This is a genomic window from Paraburkholderia sp. D1E, from assembly GCF_052682275.1.
In genome coordinates this window covers 6,873,418-6,894,528 of sequence record NZ_JBQYMB010000001.1, presented here as the reverse complement: position 1 = coordinate 6,894,528, position 21,111 = coordinate 6,873,418, and the positions used below count along the sequence as shown (strand labels likewise).

20 protein-coding genes are annotated in these 21,111 nt (G+C 61.5%); 9 read left to right on the top strand and 11 right to left on the bottom strand.

The genetic code is table 11. From position 1 onward, the window contains the following. Window positions 1–37: 37 nt before the first annotated feature. Window positions 38–1,399, top strand: a complete 1,362-nt coding sequence (locus tag ACUN0E_RS31035; RefSeq protein ID WP_445568978.1) for a sensor histidine kinase — start codon at window positions 38–40, stop codon at window positions 1,397–1,399. Between the two features lie 247 nt (window positions 1,400–1,646). Then, a complete protein-coding gene (locus ACUN0E_RS31030; protein WP_445568977.1) occupies window positions 1,647–3,206 on the top strand; it encodes a methyl-accepting chemotaxis protein in 1,560 nt (519 codons plus the stop codon). Between the two features lie 113 nt (window positions 3,207–3,319). On the opposite strand, the gene ACUN0E_RS31025 is transcribed toward ACUN0E_RS31030, so the two are convergent. After that, on the bottom strand, window positions 3,320–4,093 hold the full coding sequence (locus ACUN0E_RS31025; RefSeq protein ID WP_408389395.1) for an SDR family oxidoreductase: 774 nt from the start codon (window positions 4,091–4,093) through the stop codon (window positions 3,320–3,322). A gap of 197 nt (window positions 4,094–4,290) precedes the next feature. Continuing rightward, a complete protein-coding gene (locus ACUN0E_RS31020) occupies window positions 4,291–5,133 on the bottom strand; it encodes an EamA family transporter (protein ID WP_445568976.1) in 843 nt (280 codons plus the stop codon). Window positions 5,134–5,232: 99 nt separating this feature from the next. On the opposite strand from ACUN0E_RS31020, the gene gcvA reads away from it, so the two are divergent. Further along, window positions 5,233–6,147, top strand: a complete 915-nt coding sequence (gcvA, locus tag ACUN0E_RS31015; protein WP_445568975.1) for a transcriptional regulator GcvA — start codon at window positions 5,233–5,235, stop codon at window positions 6,145–6,147. Between the two features lie 16 nt (window positions 6,148–6,163). Here the strand turns inward: gcvA and ACUN0E_RS31010 are convergent, their stop codons facing one another. Next, a complete protein-coding gene (locus ACUN0E_RS31010; protein ID WP_445566105.1) occupies window positions 6,164–7,546 on the bottom strand; it encodes an IS4 family transposase in 1,383 nt (460 codons plus the stop codon). Between the two features lie 415 nt (window positions 7,547–7,961). On the opposite strand from ACUN0E_RS31010, the gene ACUN0E_RS31005 reads away from it, so the two are divergent. Continuing rightward, complete coding sequence (locus ACUN0E_RS31005; RefSeq protein ID WP_408338078.1) at window positions 7,962–8,321, top strand: hypothetical protein; 360 nt, start codon at window positions 7,962–7,964, stop codon at window positions 8,319–8,321. An 18-nt stretch (window positions 8,322–8,339) separates the two neighbouring features. Here ACUN0E_RS31005 and ACUN0E_RS31000 read toward each other — a convergent pair whose 3' ends face one another. The 5 genes from ACUN0E_RS31000 to ACUN0E_RS30980 form a co-directional block, all read right to left on the bottom strand. Next, the gene (locus ACUN0E_RS31000; RefSeq protein ID WP_445568974.1) at window positions 8,340–9,302 is read right to left on the bottom strand and encodes an HpcH/HpaI aldolase/citrate lyase family protein; all 963 of its coding nucleotides are present in this window, start codon (window positions 9,300–9,302) and stop codon (window positions 8,340–8,342) included. After that, window positions 9,299–10,465, bottom strand: coding sequence for a CaiB/BaiF CoA transferase family protein (locus tag ACUN0E_RS30995; protein ID WP_445568973.1), 1,167 nt, complete (start codon window positions 10,463–10,465; stop codon window positions 9,299–9,301). The genes ACUN0E_RS31000 and ACUN0E_RS30995 overlap by 4 nt, the downstream gene beginning before the upstream one ends. Window positions 10,466–10,543: 78 nt before the next feature. Next, window positions 10,544–12,295 (bottom strand): L-lactate permease, encoded by a 1,752-nt coding sequence (locus ACUN0E_RS30990; protein ID WP_445568972.1) that lies wholly within the window; start codon window positions 12,293–12,295, stop codon window positions 10,544–10,546. Between the two features lie 113 nt (window positions 12,296–12,408). Continuing rightward, entirely contained in the window at window positions 12,409–13,350 is a 942-nt protein-coding gene (locus ACUN0E_RS30985) for a LysR substrate-binding domain-containing protein (protein WP_445568971.1), read from the bottom strand. A gap of 14 nt (window positions 13,351–13,364) precedes the next feature. Beyond that, window positions 13,365–13,634 carry a hypothetical protein gene (locus tag ACUN0E_RS30980; RefSeq protein WP_445568970.1) on the bottom strand — a complete coding sequence of 90 codons (270 nt, stop codon included), beginning with the start codon at window positions 13,632–13,634 and terminating at the stop codon, window positions 13,365–13,367. 40 nt (window positions 13,635–13,674) lie between these two features. Here ACUN0E_RS30980 and ACUN0E_RS30975 point away from each other — a divergent pair, with 40 nt between their 5' ends. Further along, complete coding sequence (locus tag ACUN0E_RS30975) at window positions 13,675–14,163, top strand: SRPBCC family protein (protein WP_408230579.1); 489 nt, start codon at window positions 13,675–13,677, stop codon at window positions 14,161–14,163. 32 nt (window positions 14,164–14,195) lie between these two features. Here ACUN0E_RS30975 and ACUN0E_RS30970 read toward each other — a convergent pair whose 3' ends face one another. The 3 genes from ACUN0E_RS30970 to ACUN0E_RS30960 all read right to left on the bottom strand — a co-directional run bounded on the left by ACUN0E_RS30970 (window position 14,196) and on the right by ACUN0E_RS30960 (window position 16,665). Beyond that, a complete protein-coding gene (locus tag ACUN0E_RS30970; RefSeq protein WP_445568969.1) occupies window positions 14,196–14,435 on the bottom strand; it encodes a hypothetical protein in 240 nt (79 codons plus the stop codon). A gap of 66 nt (window positions 14,436–14,501) precedes the next feature. Further along, entirely contained in the window at window positions 14,502–15,389 is an 888-nt protein-coding gene (locus ACUN0E_RS30965) for an SDR family oxidoreductase (protein WP_408520278.1), read from the bottom strand. Between the two features lie 388 nt (window positions 15,390–15,777). After that, window positions 15,778–16,665, bottom strand: a complete 888-nt coding sequence (locus ACUN0E_RS30960) for a LysR substrate-binding domain-containing protein (RefSeq protein WP_445568968.1) — start codon at window positions 16,663–16,665, stop codon at window positions 15,778–15,780. A gap of 320 nt (window positions 16,666–16,985) precedes the next feature. On the opposite strand from ACUN0E_RS30960, the gene ACUN0E_RS30955 reads away from it, so the two are divergent. The 4 genes from ACUN0E_RS30955 (at window position 16,986) to ACUN0E_RS30940 (ending at window position 21,111) form a co-directional block, all read left to right on the top strand. After that, complete coding sequence (locus ACUN0E_RS30955) at window positions 16,986–17,873, top strand: polysaccharide deacetylase family protein (protein ID WP_445568967.1); 888 nt, start codon at window positions 16,986–16,988, stop codon at window positions 17,871–17,873. After that, a complete protein-coding gene (locus ACUN0E_RS30950) occupies window positions 17,870–18,796 on the top strand; it encodes a polysaccharide deacetylase family protein (protein ID WP_445568966.1) in 927 nt (308 codons plus the stop codon). Before ACUN0E_RS30955 ends, ACUN0E_RS30950 begins: the two co-directional genes overlap by 4 nt. Next, window positions 18,793–20,187 (top strand): MmgE/PrpD family protein, encoded by a 1,395-nt coding sequence (locus ACUN0E_RS30945; protein ID WP_445568965.1) that lies wholly within the window; start codon window positions 18,793–18,795, stop codon window positions 20,185–20,187. The genes ACUN0E_RS30950 and ACUN0E_RS30945 overlap by 4 nt, the downstream gene beginning before the upstream one ends. A gap of 69 nt (window positions 20,188–20,256) precedes the next feature. Further along, a complete protein-coding gene (locus ACUN0E_RS30940) occupies window positions 20,257–21,111 on the top strand; it encodes an ABC transporter substrate-binding protein (protein WP_445568964.1) in 855 nt (284 codons plus the stop codon).

Here is a 21,111-nt window from a genome sequence, read left to right as displayed (position 1 = left end):
ATGATCGTGACGGTGCGCAATGCCGGCTATATCATTCATGCAGAAAACTAGACGCGCGGCACGGATCAACGCGGGCAGCGTCGGCTGGCTGATGATCGTTTTCGTCAGCTCCGCGATCGCGCTCTTCACGCTGCTGTACTGGCTGACGAGCAACTATTTGCTGCATGAGGTCGATGAGCGTTTATTGGGCGAGGTGGCCGAATTCCATACCATTGGCCGCGCCGAGGCGATCGCCAGCATCGCGGCGCTGAGCCGGCGCGACATCGCCAACAGCAGGCCGTATGGCGTGTTCGACGCGAATCGCAAGTGGCTCGCGGGCAATGTCGCGAACTTGCCCGCCGAGCCAGACCGCAAGCCCTTCAACTACACGCAGACCTTTAAAGACGGCGATGCGGAAGTTGAGGGCCACTATCGCGGCATTATCGTGCCGACCACCAACGGCGTACGGATCGTGGTCGGACATTCGATCGACGAGATCATTGTTTTCGACCGCACGTTGGTGAAGACGCTATGCGCGGGTGTGACGCTGACAATTCTGCTGGCGATCGGCTGCGGTGCCGCGCTCAACTGGATGTCGAACCGGCGCATTCGCGCGATCAGCGAGGCCAGCCGTGAAATCATGACAGGCAAGCTGAATCGCCGTCTGCCGACGCGGGGCACGAGCCACGATCTCGACCGGCTGGCGTCGATTGTCAATACGATGCTTGACGAGATTGAACGCCTCGTCGAAGAAGTGCGTTGTGTGTGCGCCGGCATTGCCCACGATCTGCGCACGCCAATGACGCAGTTGCGCGCGGGACTTGAACGTGCCGCCAGGCGCTCGCGCACCCCGGAGGACTACGCTACGGCGATCAATAGCGCGATTGCGCACTCGGACGTGGTGCTCAATCGCTTTACGGCGCTGCTCAGGATCGCGGAAATCGAAGCAGGGGGGCGCCAGGCGAGCTTCGGTCCGGTTTCGCTCGATACGGTGCTGCGCGATGTCGTCGAGCTCTATGAACCGCTTGCCCATGAGCGTGGTTTGACGATGAAGTTGCAGGCATCAACGCCGGTGGAAGTCACTGGCGACGTCGATCTGCTGTTCGGCGTGGTCGAAAATCTTCTCGACAATGCGCTGAAGTTCACGCCGAGAGACGGTGCGGTCACGCTCGAGGTGAACCAGGACGGCGGCCGCGTCATGCTGCGCGTGGCCGACACGGGACCCGGCATCGAACCCGGTGAGCGCGAAGCGGTATTAAGGCCTTTCTATCGCAGCGGTGGCGCGGCCGCGCAGGCAACGGCGGGACACGGTCTTGGCTTAAGCCTCGTCGCGGCAATCGCGCGGGTTCATGACGCGGAGATTACGATCGACGATAACCAGCCTGGTTGCAAAGTGCTACTGCGATTCAAGACGGCGTAGTAACCCGATGTATTCGCCGATTGTTGACAATCACGAGCTTCACGCCTCGTTCTCATTAAAAGCCGATCGATAGCCGGGCGCGGCAGCGCATCGTCCGGTTCGGGTGTTTCCCGATTCAGGAAATGCGCTGCCGTGCCGTTAATCAGCGATAACCCTCTGACGGCTCTCGCACTCGTTGCGCCGCCAGAGTGGTTGGATACTGAGCCTGGCGGTTGAGCCGGCGATGGATGGCTAGGGAGAAAACGGCGTGAACCGACTCAGCTTGAATACCAAACTGTGGCTTGCATTATTGATTACGTGGCTTGGCCTGCTGGGTCTCGGCGGGTGGGCCTCCTGGCAGTCGCGCACGACGATGCTGTCGGAGCGCAAGGCGGCAGTGCAAAACGTAGTCGAATCCGCGTACGGCATCGTGGCCGACTACGCGAAGCTCGTCGACCGGCATGAACTGACGCTCGATCAGGCGAAGCAGCAGGCGATGGCGCGACTCTCGGTGATGCGCTATTCCGGTAATGGCTACATGATTATCACGACAGCGACACCGGTCGTCATCATGCATCCGACGCTCGCGGATCTGCGCAACAAGGACGTCACGCACTACGCGGATACCGACGGCAAGCTCCTGTTCGTCGAGATGGTCAAGCTCGCGCAATCGCAAGGACAGGGCTTCGTCAACTATATGGCGAGATTGCCCGGCAAAACTGACCACGTGCCGAAAATCAGCTTCGTTAAACGCTTCGACGCGTGGGATTGGTATCTGATTTCAGGCGTCTATGTGAACGATATCAACGAAGCGTTCCGCATCGATCTGCTGCGTTATCTGATCACCATTCTTGCGATCGGCAGTGTCAGCACGATCGCGCTTGTGCTGATCATCCGCAACGTGAAACGCAGTCTCGGCGGCGAGCCGGCCTATGCTGCGCACGTGGCGGAAACCATCGCGGACGGTGATCTGTCGCGCCCCGTTGCACTAGATCGCGACGATCAGCAAAGCATGCTGTTCGCGATGCAGCGCATGCAGAGCCGGTTGGCTGAGGCGATGCGGCGCATTCGCGGCGGCACTGAAACGATCACTGTCGCGGCAGAGCAGATCGCAGCGGGCAATCTCGATCTGTCGGCGCGTACTGAGGAGCAGGCTTCGTCGCTGGGCGAAACCGCAGCGAGCATGGAGCAACTCACTGCGACCGTGAAGCAGAACGCCGACAACGCGTTGCAGGCGAACCAGATGGCGCGCAGCGCATCGAAACTCGCGGGTGAGGGCGGCGAGGTCGTTCAGCAGGTGGTCGCGAACATGCAAAATATCGCGGCGAGTTCGGCGCGCGTCGTCGACATCATTGCGGTGATCGAAAGCATTGCGTTCCAGACCAATATTCTCGCCTTGAACGCAGCCGTCGAAGCGGCACGTGCTGGAGAAGAAGGGCGCGGCTTCGCAGTCGTAGCGGGCGAAGTGCGCAATCTTGCACGCCGCAGCTCGGATGCGGCGAAGGAGATCAAGAGCCTGATCGAGGATTCGGTGGAACGAGTCGACGACGGCAAGGCGCTCGTCGAAAAAGCGGGCGGCACGATGCATTCGCTGGTTGATGCAGTAAAGCGTGTCACCGACATCATCAGCGAAATCTCGGCGGCCTCCGACGAACAAAGCCGTGGCATCGAGCAGGTGAACGTCGCCATCGCGCAAATGGATGAGACGACGCAGCAGAACGCGGCGATGGTCGAAGAAGCCGCTGCCGCCGCGCAATCGATGCAGGAGCAGGCGCAGATGCTACGCGACGTCGTCAACGTGTTCCGGCTGCAGGGTGAGACTGTCTGACGATGTGTTGGATTGCGGCGCGCTTCATGCGTTGAGCGCGTCGCCGAGAGCGTCTGGGCGCAGATGCCTGGCACGATGCGTCGAGGGAAGGGCCCGGCGCCGCGCCCTGTTGCTCACTTGCCGCCAGTGACATCAAGGAACGTACCGGTGATGAAGGACGCCTCGGCGCTTGCCAGCCATAGGATCGCCCGCGCGACCTCTTCAGGTTGACCGCCTCTTCCCATGGGGATCGAGTCTTTGACGCGATCCACCCGTCCCGGCTCTCCGCCGCTAGCATGCATGTCAGTGTAGATGTGCCCAGGGCGAATGCAGTTGACGCGTATCCCATCCCGCGCGACTTCTTTGGCAAAGCCGATAGTGAATGTCTCCAGGGCTCCCTTCGACGCCGCGTAGTCGACATATTCGTTTGGACTGCCGAGCCGGGCCGATGCCGACGAGATGTTGATCACGGCGCCGCCCCGCCCGTTGTGACGATACGACATCCGCTTCACCGCCTGCTGTGCACAGAGGATAGGGCCGATCGAGTTGACCGCGAAAATACGCCGCATCCGCTCGAATTCGAGATCCTCCAGCCGGGACTGTGGCGCAAGTACCGCGGCGTTGTTCACCAGCACATCGATCCGGCCGAACGCCCGGTCGATTGCGGTGAATAATTGAGCGACCTGCTCTGGATCCGCGCTATCCGCGCGCACGGGTAAAGCCCGGCGCCCTACAGCTTCTACATCGGCCGCCACCGCGAGGGCGGCAGACTCGTTGGAGACGAAGCTTATCGCTACATCGTAACCTTGTGCCGCAGCAAGCCGCGCAGTCGCCGCGCCTACACCACGACTTCCACCCGTTATCAGAATGAGCGGCGCCTGCGGGGCGCGGTCTGGAGTCTTTGGCATGTCGATATTCCTCACGAAAATTTAGAATGGGCGAAGAAGGCACTCAAATCCAGGCTGCCGCAAGCTTAAGGATTGCGTGCGATCCGGGGTGCCATTAAAAAAGGGGGGCGTACGTTAAGATTTCGCCCTGGTTGATTTCGCTGCGCGCAAGTGTGATCGTGGGCACGGTGACCGACGGCATGCTGGTTCAGGCAATCTCAAAGCCCCAAACAAACCGCCCCACCCGCAACGATCACGCACGCGAGCCAACGCTTGCCACTGACCGTTTCCCGCAGAAGCATTCGCCCGATCAGCACCGCAAATACCACACTGGTCTCGCGCAACGCCGATACCGCACCCATCGCGCCCGACTGCAGCGCCCAGATCACGATGCCATACGCCGCGATCGACACGAGACCACCGACGAGTGACGAGCCGATTGCCATCGGCGCCGTCCGTGCCGGCGCCCACAGCGCCGCAAGCCCACGCGTCGCGACGAACAGCACCGGCATCAGCCAATAGAACAGGAACATCCACGCGGTGTAGGCGAGCGCCTCGCCGCCGGATAAGCGCACGCCGATGCCGTCGATCACGGTATAGAGCGCGATCGTCGCGCCGGTCGTTAGCGCGGCCAGTGCGCCCGCGCGCGACACATGACGTCCCTCCAGCGCGATCGCGATGATGCCACCCGAAATCATCGCGATCCCCAAAGCGTGCATGGGGCCGATCGCCTCATGCGCGAAGAGCGCCGCGCCGAGCGTGACGAGCAGTGGCGATGAGCCGCGCGCGATCGGATACGCCTGCGCCAGATCGTTGCGGCGGTACGACCGTACAAGCGTCACGTTGTAGACGATATGCACGAGCCCCGATGTGACGATGTACGGCCACGCCGCGCCGGCCGGCAACGGTGTGAACAGAATCACGACCGTAGAGACCGCTGCGATGGCGATGCTCATCCACGTCATGGACAGGAACCGGTCGCGGTTGCCATGCAGCATCGCGTTCCAACTCGCGTGGAGCACGGCGGCAAGGAGGACGAGACCGCCGGTATAACTCAGCATGCGAGTTTCGAAGAAAGGGTGTAGCAAGAAGGATATCTATCTTGTGACGGCCCAACAAACCAGATAAATTGCTGATTCGCGTTAGATAAACTATTTCGAATGAAGCGGATATTGCCTCCACTCAATGCATTGCGTGCCTTCGAGGCTGCTGGCCGGCTAGGCAGCTTCAAGGAAGCCGCCGCGGAATTGCACGTGACTCACGGTGCGGTGAGTCAGCACGTGCGCCTGCTTGAGGACTGGCTGGGCGCACCGTTGTTTGAACGGCACAACCGGCGCGTGGTGCTGACTCCGGCGGCGAAAGCCTACCTGGCGGAAATCGGGCCCTTGTTCGGGCAGCTCGCGCAGGCAACCGCCCGATATGGTTTCCCCGAAACGCTCTCCCGGGCACTGTCCGTGAACGCACCCGCGACCTTTACGTTGCGCTGGCTGGTGCCGAGACTGGCGAAATTCCGTGCCGAGCATCCCGACGTGGACGTCAAGGTGGAGACGTCGAACGAGCCGGTGGAGAGTCTGAAAGAGATCTATGACGTCATTATCCGGGGCGGTCCGGACACGTTCTATGGCTATTCGATGCGACCTTTCCTGTCCGAGGAGAGACTCCCGGTGTGCAGTCCGGCACTGTTGGAGCGCGTACCGCTTCGGATACCTGAGGATATGCGGCAGCATACGTTGCTGCACACGTCGAGTCTGCCGCGACTCTGGCCGGACTGGCTGGCGAGGGCACAGATTTCTGCACTCCGGCCGGCTGCCACTCTAACCTTCGATCACTTCTATCTGACGCTGCAGGCTGCCATCGACGGCATAGGCATCGCGATGGGACCAACTGCGCTTGTATCGGACGATCTTGCTGCTGGCCGGCTTGTTGCGCCGTTCGCCGGTCCTCGTCTGCCGTCGCGGAGCTATTGCACTTACGTTCCGGACGGGAAGTCTGAAAATGATCTGGTCGTGCTGTTCCGCTCGTGGCTCGAGTGCGAGGGCATGTGTTTACCAAGCGGAAAGAGAGACAAGCCCTAAGGCGAATGGCACTTACTTAAGCCCGAGCCCGAGGAGCGTGCCCATATTTTCGGACGCGCTCGCGTGCGATGTGACGAGGCTCTTTCAGCCATGGATAAGACTTCGGTCTTCGTTTGCGCATTCGTGGTTCGATGCGACCGGGGCGGTTCCCAACACGAGACTGCGCGATCAGCTTGAACAGGACACTCTGGTCGTGAGTTGCCGTCAGACCCCTGGCCAGCCATTCAGTCCATAGCTGCACGGCGTGCTTGAAACTCAGTGTTCTCGGATCGGTGGCGCAGTGGCTGGCGGCTTGGGCCATCAGCAGCCGAATCACGTTGTAGGCCAGCAGATGGACCCACATCTCCTTCTCGTTCATGTGGGCAGTCTGGCAATGCAGCACATCCATGCCCATCGTCGTCTTGATGTTACGTAGATCCAGTTCCACGTTCCAGCGCCTGGCATACAACTGCGAGAGGTCCTGTTTGCTGGTCTTGTGTGCATCAAGCATCGTGGTGACCAGCACCCGGTGATGCAGCCTGCATTCGCGCACCATCAGTTCATCGGGGAAGGCCTGGTACTGCTCACGCGTCATCCAGGCGGGGCACTGCCGGGGTTTGGGCCACGTCACAATGTGATCGCGCGTGCCCTGCGACTTGCCTCGCCGAAAGTCGGTGCGGCGCGCCCCATGCTGTTCCATCACGACATCCACTCCGGCGGCGATCATTGAGGCCATCAGAAAGTAGTGGCAGTACAAGGCATCGGCGACAATCACGTCACCTCGACGAAACGTGTTTTCCAGCATGCGAAACGCCGTCAGCTCCCCGCTGCCTTTGCCCGCGTAAGTTCCGACAGCCGCCTCCAGCACTGCGCCGCTTGCCAGACAGATCACCGCAACCAGATAGGCTAACGGAAATCCCACGCCTTCGGCCTGAGCACTGGACTGTGGGAAGCGCGCCTGGTTCGACGGCGTATCGGGCATCGAGATCCCGGTGCCGTCAACCAGCTTGACCGGGCGCCCGCGCCACTTCCAGGCCGGCTCGGCCTGCTCGTGCAGTTGACGCCCCGTCTCGCGCGCCAACTCCCGGACCATTGTCAGCGGCAGTCTCTGGCGAGCGCGGCAGTAGCCTCCCGTGCGCACGCTCGTGGGCCGCAGCCCGTCGGCAACTCGCTGCGCGGCCCACCCGTTGACTGCCTTCTGACAGGAGGCATCCTCTTCCAGCGCCTGGCGCATGAACATCGACAGCGTCACCGTCGGCGGATACAGCCGTTCTCGATGCGCTGGCAAATACGCTTCGGTGGCGGCCAATAGCTGCGGGCTCGTCAGTATGTTGAAGTAGTCCACAGACTGTGTCCTGCGCGCCCGGCTTTGAACTGTGCTTCGTGTTTGCCTATGATGACTTCGTGAATTACGATCCATGGTGGCTGATCCTTGGAATGAGACGGTGTTTGCCTGGTAACAACCATCCTATCAATCCTTCGATCAGCCGCCTCCCTTTCTCTTCAAGCACTTACCCCCGTCTTCTCCTCCATGCAGGCTTAAGTAAGTGCCATTCGCCCTAAGGCTGCTCATAGAGGGCGACGTCGCATTTACAGTCTTCCGCAGACCACGTCGCATGCGCTCTTTGCAATCCTGCAAACATACAGGTCTGAACCCAGTTGGAAACCGGAAGTACCACGCGAACCGCATGGCCGAAACCGATCCTTCCTACCGTGTGCTACGCTTTACCCAGACACGAACGAGAACTGAATCACCGGTGAATCGGATGGTTGATGCGCAGAGGATCGATTCAGCGGAAGTAATCGAAATGTTCGTCTGAAATCCGGGGGGTGCAATGAAAAGAAGATTCCAGGTGGTACTGGTCGGCGCAACGTTTCTAACGGGATGCGCGACCGCGAAATACGACAGCATGGGACCCGCGCTGTCGCTGATGTCGCAGCAGCAGAAATGCTATCTCGTGGCGCAAACTGCGTCGGCCGCGGCGAAATGGCGCGACGACGGCGTCCCCGTGAGCGAAGCGCATGCGCGCCTCGACGCCGTCATCATGCCAATGCGTGCGCCTGACGATTACAAGCAGCGTCTGCACGAAGGCATCGATACCACCTATCAAAGTCATGTCACGGAGCAACAGCTCTATTCGAGCATGAAAGGCGCATGCCGCGCTGAAAGCGCGAAAGTCCCTGCGGCGAATTGAACGGCTACTGGGCTCTACTTACCCCCGTTCCGCCATCGCAAGGATCCGTTGCGCCATCCGTACGTTCGCGAAATCGACCAGCTTGCCGTCAAGCGAAATGGCCGCAAGGCCTGCGGCTTGTGCCGCTTCGAGCGCTTCCACGGTTCGGCGGGCATCACGCACTTCATCGTCCGTGGGTGAAAATGCCGAACGGGTCGCCTCGATCTGCCCGGGATGGATGACCTGCTTGCCGTCATAGCCCATCGCCGCGGCTTTCAGCGCCCATGCTCGCGTCAGCACGGGATCGCGGAACGCCCCGCATGGACCATCGATCGCACGCAGTCCAAAAGCGCGCGCGGCGACCAGGATCCGCATCATTGGATACGTCCACAAGTCGAGCGGTGTGGCGGCATAGTTGCCCGCTTCGTCCTTGAGCGTGACGGCATAACCGGGGTGGGTGCCGCCGATCTCGACGTTGCGCGCGCCAATCGACGCCGAAAAGTCGCCGACGCCGAAATGCAAGGCGGTGAGCCAGTCACTCGATCCGGCAATGTTGTCGACATTCACGATACCGCGTGCCGTCTCAATCAACGCCTCGATCTCGAGCGGCGCGAATGACTCAGGTCGCGCGGCTAGCAGCCGCTGCGTCTGTGCAATGACGTCGGTCGATTCCACCTTGGGAATGAGGATTGAATCGAGCCGCGGCGCTTCGGTGACCAGCGTCCGGACTTCATGTTCGTCGATGCCGCGCTCGTTCGAGTTGATTCTGACCGCGACGGTTTTGTCGCCCCAGTCGAGTTCGGTGAGCGCCTGTACGGCTGTTTTGAGCGCTTCTTCCTTTTTGTCGACGGGCACGGCATCTTCAAGATCGATGAACACCGCATCGGCCGGGCACGCCGCCGCCGATTGCAACATCTTCATGCGATGCCCAGGCACAGCCAGCACCGTGCGTGTCGTACGCGTGCGCGGCTTCAGGTTCGGATCGGATTCGAATCGATTCATGAGCCGCTCCGTTGCGCGCGCGCGTGCGCTTCGATTTCCGCGAGAATGGCCTCGGTATGCTGGCCGACTGCCGGCACCGGACCCATCACCGGTTCGAGCCCCGGGATCGTAACGGGCGGAAGAAACATGTCGTGCGGTCCGCTCTCGGTTTCAACACTGCGGTAGCGATTGCGCTCGCGCAATTGCGGGTGCTCAAGCAGTGCCTCGACGTCGTTCATCATGCCGTTCGCAATCGACGCGCGATCCAGCCGTGCCAGTACTTCCGCGCTGCTCCATGAGGCGAAGCGCTGCTCGATCGTCTGTTCCAGCGCCTCGCGATTGGCGACCCGTAACGAGTTCGAGACGTAGCGCGGCTCAACCGCGATAGCGGCATCGTCCAGTACGACTGTGCAGAAGCTGAGCCACTCACGTTCGTTCTGGATACCGAAGAAGACAGTCTTGCCGTCGCCGGTTGCGAACGGACCGTATGGCGCGATGGTCGCGTGCCGTGCGCCGCTACGCGGAACCGGCTCGCCGCGGCCGCGCGTGTAGTACGCGGGGTAGCTCATCCACTCGGTCAGCGCGTCGAACAATGAGACCTCGAACGCCATGCCCTTGCCAGTGCGCGCGCGTTGATGCAGGCCCATCAGGATGCCGTTCAGCGCATACATGCCGGTCGCGATATCGGCAATCGCGAGGCCGCACTTCGACGGCGTCTCAGGCGTGCCGTTGATCGACAGGAAGCCGGTCTCGCATTGCACCAGCAGGTCGTAGGCCTTCTTGTCGCTGTACGGTCCGTTGGAGCCGTAACCGGAAATATCGCAGGCAATCAGTTGCGGAAAACGCGTAACCAGCGACTTCGCATCGAGTCCCTGGCGCTGCGCGGCGCCGGGCGCCAGATTCTGGATAAAGACGTCCGCACGGGCGAGCAGCGCCTCAAGTGTTTCCTGTCCGCGATCGGTCTTGATGTCGAGCGCAAGGCTTTCCTTCGAGCGATTGGTCCAGACGAACTGGCTCGACAGGCCATCCATCGCGGTGTCGTAGTTGCGGGCGAAGTCGCCGACTTCCGGGCGCTCGATCTTGATGACGCGCGCGCCCCAATCGGCCAGATGCCGGCTTGCCAGCGGTGCGGCAATGGCCTGCTCGATCGAGACGACCGTGATGTCGTTGAGTGGATGGTTCATCTTCTGCATATCCTCAGTATTTCAATGCGTAAAGCCGGTGTTCAATCTTTTCCTGCTGCGCGGCGGTGACGTTGTCGATTACGGCACCATCCAGCTCAGGACCGGTGTGGACTGGAGATAGACGAGCAGGCTGAGGGCCGCGATCATCAGGACGGTCCAGCCGGCCACGCGCCTGAACAGCACACCTTCCTTGCCCATCATGCCAACCGCCACCGCGCCGACCGCGAGGTTCTGCGGCGAAATCGCCTTGCCGACCACACCGCCCGACGTATTGGCCGCGGTCAACAAAATGTCGGACAGCCCAGTGTGATGCGCAGTGGTGAGTTGCAGCATGCCGAACAGCGCATTCGCGGACGTATCCGAGCCGGTGAGCGCGGTCGCGAACCAGCCGAGAACCGGCGAGACCGGCGCGAAAGCCGGACCCGCCTTGGCCGCCCAGATGCCAAGCGTCACGATCTGACCGGACAGGTTCATCACGTAGGCCACGCCGACCACGCAGCACACCGTGAAGACGGCCCAGCGCAGTTCATGCAGGTTCTTCAGATAGGTCCGGGTGGCAACAGCTGCGCTGACTTTAAGGATGGGCGCGGACAGCAAACCGGCGATCAATACGATCGACCCCGCGGAAAGCAGCCATTCGAACTTGGCGTTGACAGCCGATACGGCTGCGCCTTTCGGATCGACGACGTGCAGACCGGGCCATGCAAACGTCGAGATGATGACGCCTAGTGCATGGCCGATAAAGCCGATCTGCGTCGACGCGACGACGAGAATCACGGCGGCGTAGGGCGCGAGCGCGCGCAGTATCTCGGCGCGCGAATCGGGCGCCTGAGCAGAGTCGGCAGGTGCATTGCCGCGTCCGGCTGCGTGCTGGAAACGCGTGGCCGAGCCCGGCATTGGCATCGTCATGGCGGCACTGTGAGACACGCCCGCCAGATCGCGGTTGGGTTCAAGGCGCTGCTGACCGCCGGAATTCGCAACAGCCGTTCCGGCGCTGGCGAGGTCGGCGCGCAACACGGCCGGCGACCACGCACGCAGGAAGACGATGGAAATACCTGCGCAGATCAGTGCGGCGACGATATCGACGAGTTCGACCGGCAGCAGCATCGATCCCGCAAACTGCGCAAGCGCAAACACCAACCCTGTGACCAGGGCGAGCGGCCAGACTTCCTTTATTCCGCGCCGTCCGTCGACGATAAATATGAGGATCAGCGGAATGAAGAGCGACAGCAACGGCGTTTGCCGTCCCACCATCACGCTGATCTCGTGGACCGGCAAACGGGTGATCTTGGCGAGCACGGTAATGGGCAAACCGAGTGCGCCGAACGCGACCGGACTGGTGTCCGCGATCAGGCAAACCGCTGCGGCTTTTAACGGCTCGATGCCAATCGAAATCAAGAGCACCGCACAGATTGCCACCGGCGCGCCGCCGCCAGCCAGCGCTTCCAGCAGCGCGCCGAAGCAGAACGCGATCAACACCGCCTGCACACGTTGGTCAGCGCTGACACGGGCGAGCGCGCGCCGCAGCACGTCGGCGTGGCCGCTTTCCTGCGTCAGCTTGAACAGCCAGATTGCATTGATGCCAATCCAGATGATGGGGAAGAACCCGATCGCGGCGCCTTCAAGTGCGCCACTGGTGGTCTGGCTAGCGGGCATCCCATACACGAAGACCGCGACCGCCATCGAGACGGCGAGCGAGGCAAGCGCTGCCCAGCGCGCCTGCAAACGCAGCACGCCGAGCAGAACGAAGAGGGTAAGGAGGGGAAGGGCGGCGAACGCCGCGGAAGCCCCTATCGAATGCGCGACGGGATCGAAAATCTGGGTGTACATGCGTCTCCTTCGAGCTCTCTGCGAGCGTCTTTTATCGACTACGAAGGCCACAATTTAGACGCACGCAGAGTCGGCGTGAAATACCGATTCGAGCTACCGGGTATAGGCGACGCCTATATCTCCTCCGTTCCGGCGTCGTTGCGTTGCAGCACGCCAGACCAGACGCCGCTTTCGATCAGTTCGGCCACGAGGCGCGTGACGACCTTCTGAATCGCCAGCGACGCGGCGCTGGTGGGCAGCGCATTCGGTACACACAAGCCGACGGGGCGGCTGATTTCCGGATCGACAAGGCGATGGATCAGATGCTGGTCCGCGGTGTTGCGCCCGAACGCATCCGACGAAACGATCGTCACGACCTCGCCCTGACGCGCGATGGCGAGCATGGTCGGGAGCGAGTCGACATCGCCGACGATATCGGGGTCGACGCCTTCGCGCGCAAAGGCGCGTTCGATCAGCACGCGCAAGCCGTTCGCCGCGCTCGGCAGCACCATTGGCGTGTTCGCGAGCTGGCGCAACGGTACGTCTTGCGCCGGGCCGATGCCATCGATCCGTCCGAACACGAACAGGTTTTCTTCGAAAAGCGGATGTACCGAGACGCCTCGCGTTTCCGATTCGCGAAACAGGATCGCCATGTCGAGCCGGCCGTTCGCCATCAGTTCGGCAAGGTAACCGCTCATCCCTTCGACGATCTGCAGGCGGATGCCGGGATAATGACGCCGTACATAGTCGAACAGCGGCAACGCGAACACCACTGCGACACTGGTCGGCAGACCGATTGCGACCTGACCGGACTCCGTGCCGTTCACGCGCACCGCAAGCGGAATCTGCGCCATCTGGCGGAGGACGTCGCGAGCGCGAAGATAGAGTGCGCGACCGGCTTCGGTCGGCTGCACGCCCTGATGGCTGCGCAGCAGTAGCGTCGCTTTCAGTTCGATTTCGAGTCCGGCGACCTGCTGGCTGAGCGAAGGCTGAGCGACACAAAGCTGTTCGGCCGCCTTCGACAGGCTGCCGCAGTCGACGATCGCAACGAAATATTTGAGCTGGCGGATGTCCATGGGAGAAGCTTAACTCATCGTTTAAGCCGGGTTATCGCTCGTATCGGAGGACCTGGAAATGGTGAGCAGGAGAGAGAGGGTTTCAGATCGTGCGGTACGCTGTTACGCAATACGCCGTGATCGATCAGACCGGGCGAGGAGCCACGCTTCGGGTCCTGAAGTCGGGTTTTCGTGCCCTGACCGGCTGTCTCTAACTGTCTTACGCTTTGCAGATGGCTCGACGAGATATCGAGGATTGAAAACAGCGGTGCTGTTTCGCCGCGAATGGCAAGTGCGGTGAGCATCTGACAAAATCTCCAGAAGAACACGAAGAGTGGAGGCAGCTTGCGGACGGTCGAATACCGCTTTTCCACCATCTGGCGCATCGATGCGCCAGTGCAGGAAGTCTGGGCGGCAATCCAGGATTCGGCGCGCTGGCCCGAGTGGTGGAATAATGTCGAGCGCGTGGATCAGCTAGAGGCGGGTTCCGATCAAGGCGTGGGTGTTGTGCAACGTTATACGTGGAAAGGCTGGTTGCCCTATCGCCTCGTGTTCGATATGCGGGTGACGCGCGTCGACCCGTTGATCGCGCTGGAGGGGCAAGCCAGTGGCGATGTTGAAGGCGTCGGCCGGTGGAGTTTTTCGACCGACGGACGCAACCTTACCGAGGTTCGCTATGACTGGCGCGTGCATACCACCCGCACATGGATGAACGCATTGGCGCCGCTGTTGCGACCGGTTTTCCAATGGAATCACGATGCAGTGATGCGCGAAGGCGGCGCAGCGCTGGCGCGGCGGCTGGACGCGCGGCTGGTTGGCATCGAACACGGATGAAGTCCGTCACATCTGCTATTTCGTCGCAACAGTCAGATCGGCACGGTCGAAGTACTGCCGACCGATTCCTCCCGCAGGGGTGGGCTGAATACGAGTCTGCATAGTAACGACTGACGGTAGCTTTCGTCGCCGTCCGTCCCAGCAGGACCTCTCGCGTAGCGGATGAATGACGGCATCACACGGGCGGGCGCTTTACGAATCCCGGTAGCGCTGAATTCGCCCGACCAGGAACGCAAGTCGAGACCGGCTTGCGTGGCCGCAAAAGAAAACATGTCCCGCGTCGAGTGTCAGCCCGACGCGGGCAAGATTCTACAACCCTGCCGTACCAGCGAAGATAATCAAACGTAGCGCATTTCGTTGAGATCGGCGATGAGCCTCGGACCGGTCGGATGCCAACCCAGTCGCGCCTGTGTTTGGGCGCTGGAAGCCGGAAAGTCCATGCCGACAAACATCCCCATCCACCCAAAATGCTCTGCCGCTTTTTCCGGTGCGATGGAAACAGCCGGCAGATTCAGACCTCGTCCAAGGGCCTCAGCGATCTCGCGACTGCTGACACCTTCTTCGCCGACCGCGTGATAACGTGCGCCCGGTTCACTCGCTTCCACGGCGAGACGATAAAGACGCGCCACATCGAGCAAATGGCCCGCCGGCCAGCGATTACGGCCTTCGCCCACATAGGCTGACACACCTTTTTCACGAGCGATCGCGACGAGTGGCGTGATGAGTCCCTGCTTGACCGTGTTGTGAACCTGCGGAAGCCGCACCACCGATACGTTGACACCTTTCTCCAGCAACTCATTTCCTGCGAGTTCGGACGCGATGCGCGGATTGGGATGGTTGATATTGAAGACGTCTTCGATTGAAGGCTGCCCGAACTCAGGGTTGCCTATCCCGGTCCCGGAGGTGATGACGAGGGGACGATCAGAGCCCGCGAGGGCAGAGCCGAGTGCCGCGATGGCACGCTTGTCCTTTTCGCAATTCTCGACAAACCTTGAAAAGTCGTGATCGAAGGCCGTGTGGATGACGGCTTCTGCTTTCGCGGCACCGCTACGCAAGCTCTCGGGATCTTCCAGGGCTCCGTGATGCACCTCGGCCCCTGCTGCAACGAGCGCCTGAGCGCCCGCTTCCGAGCGGGTCATGCCGATCACCTGATGGCCAGCCTTGATGAGTTCGGGGACGAGGGCCGAACCGATGAATCCGGTTGCACCCGTGAGAAAGATACGCATGACAAAGCCTCCTTGGTAGTCAGGGGCGTACTATCCGATCATTTTTTACTCGTTAAAAGTAGTGAGATCATCCTATTAAAATGATTAACAGGCTTGGGAGCGCAAGAGAAATCAAGTGCGGGGCCGCGCCTGCACTTCGCCTACCAGGGAGTAATGCCGTTGCTTCCGCTTTGGCGCTTTGCTGCGTGAACTACAAGCCGTTCGTTTTCGTCCCGTGACCGAACGCGCAACCAGATTCAGCTTTTCCCTGCGCGAAATTGGTGCAAGTGGCTAAGTCAGCTGGCCCAACAGTGTTGTCGCCGACCTGCCGGACTTCACTGGCAGCGTTGTCGTATAGTTGGCTCAACGCGTATTAATCTGCCGTCAGGCGCTTCGACGCTGCCGCTGATTACGCTGCCACGCTCGCCTGCAACCACCTAAGAAGTGGCTTCAATTTCTCGCGATATTCATTGCGCGGCGGATGCACCAGATAATATCCCGCTCCGGTCTCCACCACGCGCTTGAACGGCGTCACCAGTGAGCCGTTTGTCAGATTCTCTTCGACCAGATTCAGATCCCCCAGCGCTACACCCAAGCCACGTGCCGCGGCGCTGAATGCGAGGTCCAGCGTGTCGAACACCTGCTCCCGATACGTATGCGCGGCGAGGTTGCCCTCCTGCTGCAACCACAGGATCCAGCCTCGCCGGCCGAAGCTGGAATGCAGCAAGGTGTGGTGTTTCAGATATTCTGGTTCTACGAGCGGGGGGGTGCCGTTGGCGATCTGCGGCGAGCAGACCGGCGTCAATCTCTCGCGCATAAGACAGGTCGCTTCCAATCCCTCCCAATTGCCGGTTCCGAACAGGATCGCGGCGTCGAGCGTGCCTTCGCCGAAATTGGTCGGCAGGAACCATGCGGTGTCGATATTCAACTGCGTACCTGGAACTTCAGCGTAGAAGTCGGTCAGGCGCGGCAGCAGCCAGCGCGCCGCCAGCGTGGGCGTGACGCGCAGGGTAATGGTCTGGCCACCGGAGTTTGTGATGTGCATCGAACGACGCGCGGTTGCCAGCAACTCTTCGACGATCGGCACCAACCGTTGACACTCCGCAGTCTGCACGACTATGCGGGTGTGCCTGACGAACAGCGCGCAACCGAAATACTCCTCGATCTGTTGAATATGCCGGCTCACCGCGCTTTGGCTGAGAAACAGTTGCTGCGATGCAGCCGTGAAGTTGCCGCAGCGGGCGACCACCAGCAGGGTTTGCAGCACGTTGAAGGGAGGATAGCGTTCGATCTTCATTTATGCACAACTCGCATGGTAACCATGAGATTTTACCGTTTGTGGCTGGAAAATTGGCGTTCTTAAATTCCTTCAGCGAGTCCGGATTTCCACACCCGAAAGCACCTCGCCGCGAGTGCGGCGGCACCCGCGGCGAGCAACGGCCCTGCCTTGCGTAGCGGGCAGAAGCACCGGATCGATACCGTGTCGAACAATGCGTTAAAGGGAGTTTTCGTTTGGTCCGATCTACCGTCACGTTGCCCACGCGCCAGGGCACGCCCGTGTCACAAAGCCATGCATACAGTGCAAGTGCGCCTCAGGAGCTGGGCAACGTTTCTCACATGGAATATGTCGAGCGCCAGCCGCTCCGGACCGCGCCGCGCTGGCCGGAAGGACACCGTTCCTGCGTCGCGCTCGCGTTCGACCTCGACGGCCCGACCGGCGATGCGATGCTCAACGGTTCGATCTGGACCAACCCTTCGTATTTCACCTTGGGCAGTTACGGCCCGTGGCGCGCACTTGGCCGTCTGCTCGACATGCTCAACGCGCGGCGCGTGCCGGCAACTTTCTTCGTGCCGGCCTGGGTGGTCGAAAACTGGCCGGATCAGTGTGCGGCGATCATCGCGGGTGGCCACGAGATCGCTTATCACGGTTACCGGCACGAGGCTTTCTGGACCCTGGATCGCGACGGCCAACGCGTGGTGATGGAACGTTCAGCGGAAGTCTTCGCCAAATATCTCGGCATTCAGCCGGTTGGTTTTCGCACGCCATCGGGCGACTGGGGGCCGGACACGATTCGCGTGTTGATGGAAGCCGGCGTGCGCTATTCGAGTTCGATGCGTGGCGACGATCGCCCTTATCTGCTGTACGCCGAGGGCATCACCGAGCCCATGGTCGAAATTCCGGGCCGCTGGGAGCTCGACGATTACGCGTCGCTGGCCTATCACCGCAACCCGGATTTTCCGGCGAGCCTCGACCGCATTGCAAGCTATGACACGACCCTCGACAACTGGCGTCGTGAATTCGACGGCTCGCATCGGGACGGACTTTGCCTGACCACGCTGTTTCATCCGAAGGTGTCCGGCAAACCCGGCCGTATTGGGCTGCTTGAACGACTGATCGACCACATGCACGCTCAAGGCGACGTCTGGTTCGCCACGTGCCGCGACGTCGCACAATGGTGGCTCGATAGCAATACGTCGGGACACGCGCAGGAGTTCAGCGCATGAATGCACTGCACTGGCCACACAACGCGCGCTGCGCGGTGGTCGTCACGGTCGATTTCAACGACGAACACGGCATCCTGACTCAGGAGCCGCGTATCGCCGGCCGCGAGAAATCGCTTTCGGTCTGGCGCTATGGCGCGAAACGGGGCGTGGATCGCGTGCTCGACGCGTTCGACGAGTTCGATGTCCGCTCGAGCTGGTTCTTGCCCGGACGCGTTGCCCAGACCCACACGGACTTGCTGCGCCGTATCGACGCGCAGCAACACGAAATCGGCACGAGCGGATTTCGCTGCGAGCACTTCGACACACTCACGTTCGACGAGCAACGACAAGCGTTCCTTGCAGGGCAGCAAGCGCTCGTCGACACGCTCGGTCGGCGCGTGCAGGGTTTTCGTTCTTTCTACGGCAATTGGGCACCGGGCTTCGCGGACTTTCTTCGCAGCGAAGGGGTCACGTGGTCGTCTTCATGGCGCGGCGACGATCTGCCGTATTTTCATCTGCCGGACGCGAATGTGAACGCGAGCGCAGGCACGGTGGTGGCCGGCGACATGCCGCCGCTGGTCGAACTGCCGCTTCACTATGAACTCGAAGACGAACCGTACTTCGTCTACAACCTGTCGCCCGCCGTACCGGTCGGACAGCCGCGGATTCCCTCGTATCGGGAAGTGCTGGCGAACTGGAAGCAGGATTTCGCGGCGTTCCGCCGCTTCGGTTTGTGCTTTGTGCTGAGGCTGCATCCGGAACTCATCGGTACGGCGGGGCGTATCGACGTGCTGCGCGAGTTGCTCGCGGAGATGCGTTCGCATGACGACGTGTGGTTCGCGACGGGCACGGAAGTGGCCGCCTGGTGGCGCGAGAACGTCGACGGCAATGAGCCGGGTCATCCGGTCGACGTTTTTGCACGGCATCGGGAGGCTGCACGATGAGCACGCGTGATCTGTCGCTGTCGGAGCAACTGGCAGCATTCGTCGCCGGCGTACCCCACGACGCGCTGCCAACTGCCGTCGTCCATAAAGCCAGGCGGCATATCCTCGACACGCTCGGCGCGTCGCTGGCCGGTGCCGCGGCCGTGGAGTCGCGCAGCGCGCGGGCGGTCATGTCCGGCGAGGGCCCAGGCGTGGCGCAGGTGTGGGGCACGCGGCAGTCGCTCGGCCCGCGCGGCGCGGCCTTCGTCAACGGCGTTGCCGCGCATGCATTGGAACTCGACGACTCGGGCGGCTGTGACCATTCCGGCGCCGTCGTGCTGCCCGCCGCATTCGCGGCGCTTGCGTGCTCACCGCGCCCAGTGTCGGGACGGGCGTTTCTTGCGGCCGTGGTGCTCGGCTATGACGTCGGCAGGCGAGTGCTCGAAGCGTGCGGCGGATATTCGCCGCACAATGCACGCGGCTGGCATTCGACGATGACCTGCGGCGTGTTCGGCGCGGCGGCGGCAAGCGCGCGCCTCCTCGGACTCGATGCCGTGCAAACCGGCGCGGCGTTCGGCCATGCGGGCAGCTTCAGCGGCGGCCTATGGGGTTTCATCCACGACGCGTCGCAAACGAAACGCATGCACACCGGCCGCGCGGCTGAAGGTGGACTGCTGGCGGCATTGCTGGCGAGGGAAAACGTCAGTGGCCCGACGCAGGTATTCGCGGACGTATGGGGCGGCTTCTTCAACGCGTTCGCTTCCGACACGCAGAAACCCGAAGCCTTGCTGCACGAACTGGGCGACACCTGGAAGATCATGCGTTGCTCGATCAAGCCGCACGCGTCGTGTCGCAGCACGCATGCAGCAGTCGATGCCACGCTTGATCTGCTGCGTGACATCAAATGTGACCCGGACAGGCTTTCCAGTGTGCACGTCAGATTGAGCGCATTCGTCGAAGGCATGTGCGGTGGCCGCGATTTGCGCAACCTGGCCTCGTCGCAGATGAGCTTGCCGTATGCGGTTGCTTCGGTGCTGGTTTATGGTCACGCGGGGATTGCCGCTTATCTCGAGGCTGCACGAACCGATCCGCGCGTGGCCGCGGTGATGGAGCGCATCACGCTCGAAGTCGATCTGACGATGTCCGATCTGGACGAGCCCATCGTCACGCTCACGATCGCCGATGAGATGCCGCGCTCGCAGCAGGTGCTCACGCCGCTCGGCGATCCGCGCAATCCGTTGTCGGATGCGGACTTGCTGTCGAAGTACCACGCCCTGGCCGCCATGGCGCTCGACGACACGTCGGCGAACGCGCTTGCCGATGCAGTACTCGATCTGGACAATCTCGCCGACGCACGGACGCTTCTACCGTGGCTTGGCGGTAATGCCGAGGCTCAACCTGCGCTGCGATAGCGCGACAGGCCGTGACGGAAACCCATTGGTTTTGATGACACGCGTTCAATCCTTTAAAGGTATGTCTCCATGTACAAGCTGAACCCGCTGCGCGTTGCGTCCCGTTTGATGGCAGTCTGCCTGTCGACCTTTCTCTTCGGCGCTGCTGCCCATGCGCAAGCGCTGCCTGATTCGATTGCCAGGGCCAAAGTCATCAAGGTCGCGGTCAACTCGATCTATCCGCCGATGGAATACAAAGACCCGGAGAGCGGCAAACTGACCGGCTTCGATGTCGACCTAGGCAATGCGATTGCAAAGCAACTCGGCGTCAAGCTGGACTGGCAGGAGTCGGCGTTCGAACAATTGCTGCCCTCGCTCGCTACCGGGCGAGTCGACATGGTGCTGAGCGGATTGAGCGATGTGCCGGGGCGCCGCGACACGGCGGATTTTCTCGACTACCTGAATTCGGGCGCGCAGTTCTACATCCTGACGGGCGCGCATGGCGGCGAGATTCGGCAGTCGGCGGATCTGTGCGGGAAGGCGGTCGGCACGAGCCGCAGCACGTCATTCCCGGCGGACACCGCAGCATGGAGTGCGAAGAACTGCGTCGGCAAGGCGCCGGTCACGGTGGTGGGGACGGAAGACACGTCATCCGCACGTATGCAGTTGAAGCAGGGGCGAATCGTTGCGGGCGTGCAGGGCAGCGAAACCCTGCCGTACGCAATGAAGCTCGAACCGAACACCTACAAGCCGATTGGCGAACCGTTCGCGGCTTCGCCTGAAGGCATCGCCTTTGCGAAATCCAACCCGAAGCTGCGCGATGCGGTGCGCGCCGCGCTCGACAAGCTGATCGCCAACGGCACATACAGTGCGATCGTGGCGAAGTGGGGCCTGCAATCGAGCGCGGTTCAGCAGGTCACGATGAATGGTGTGAAGGACCATTGA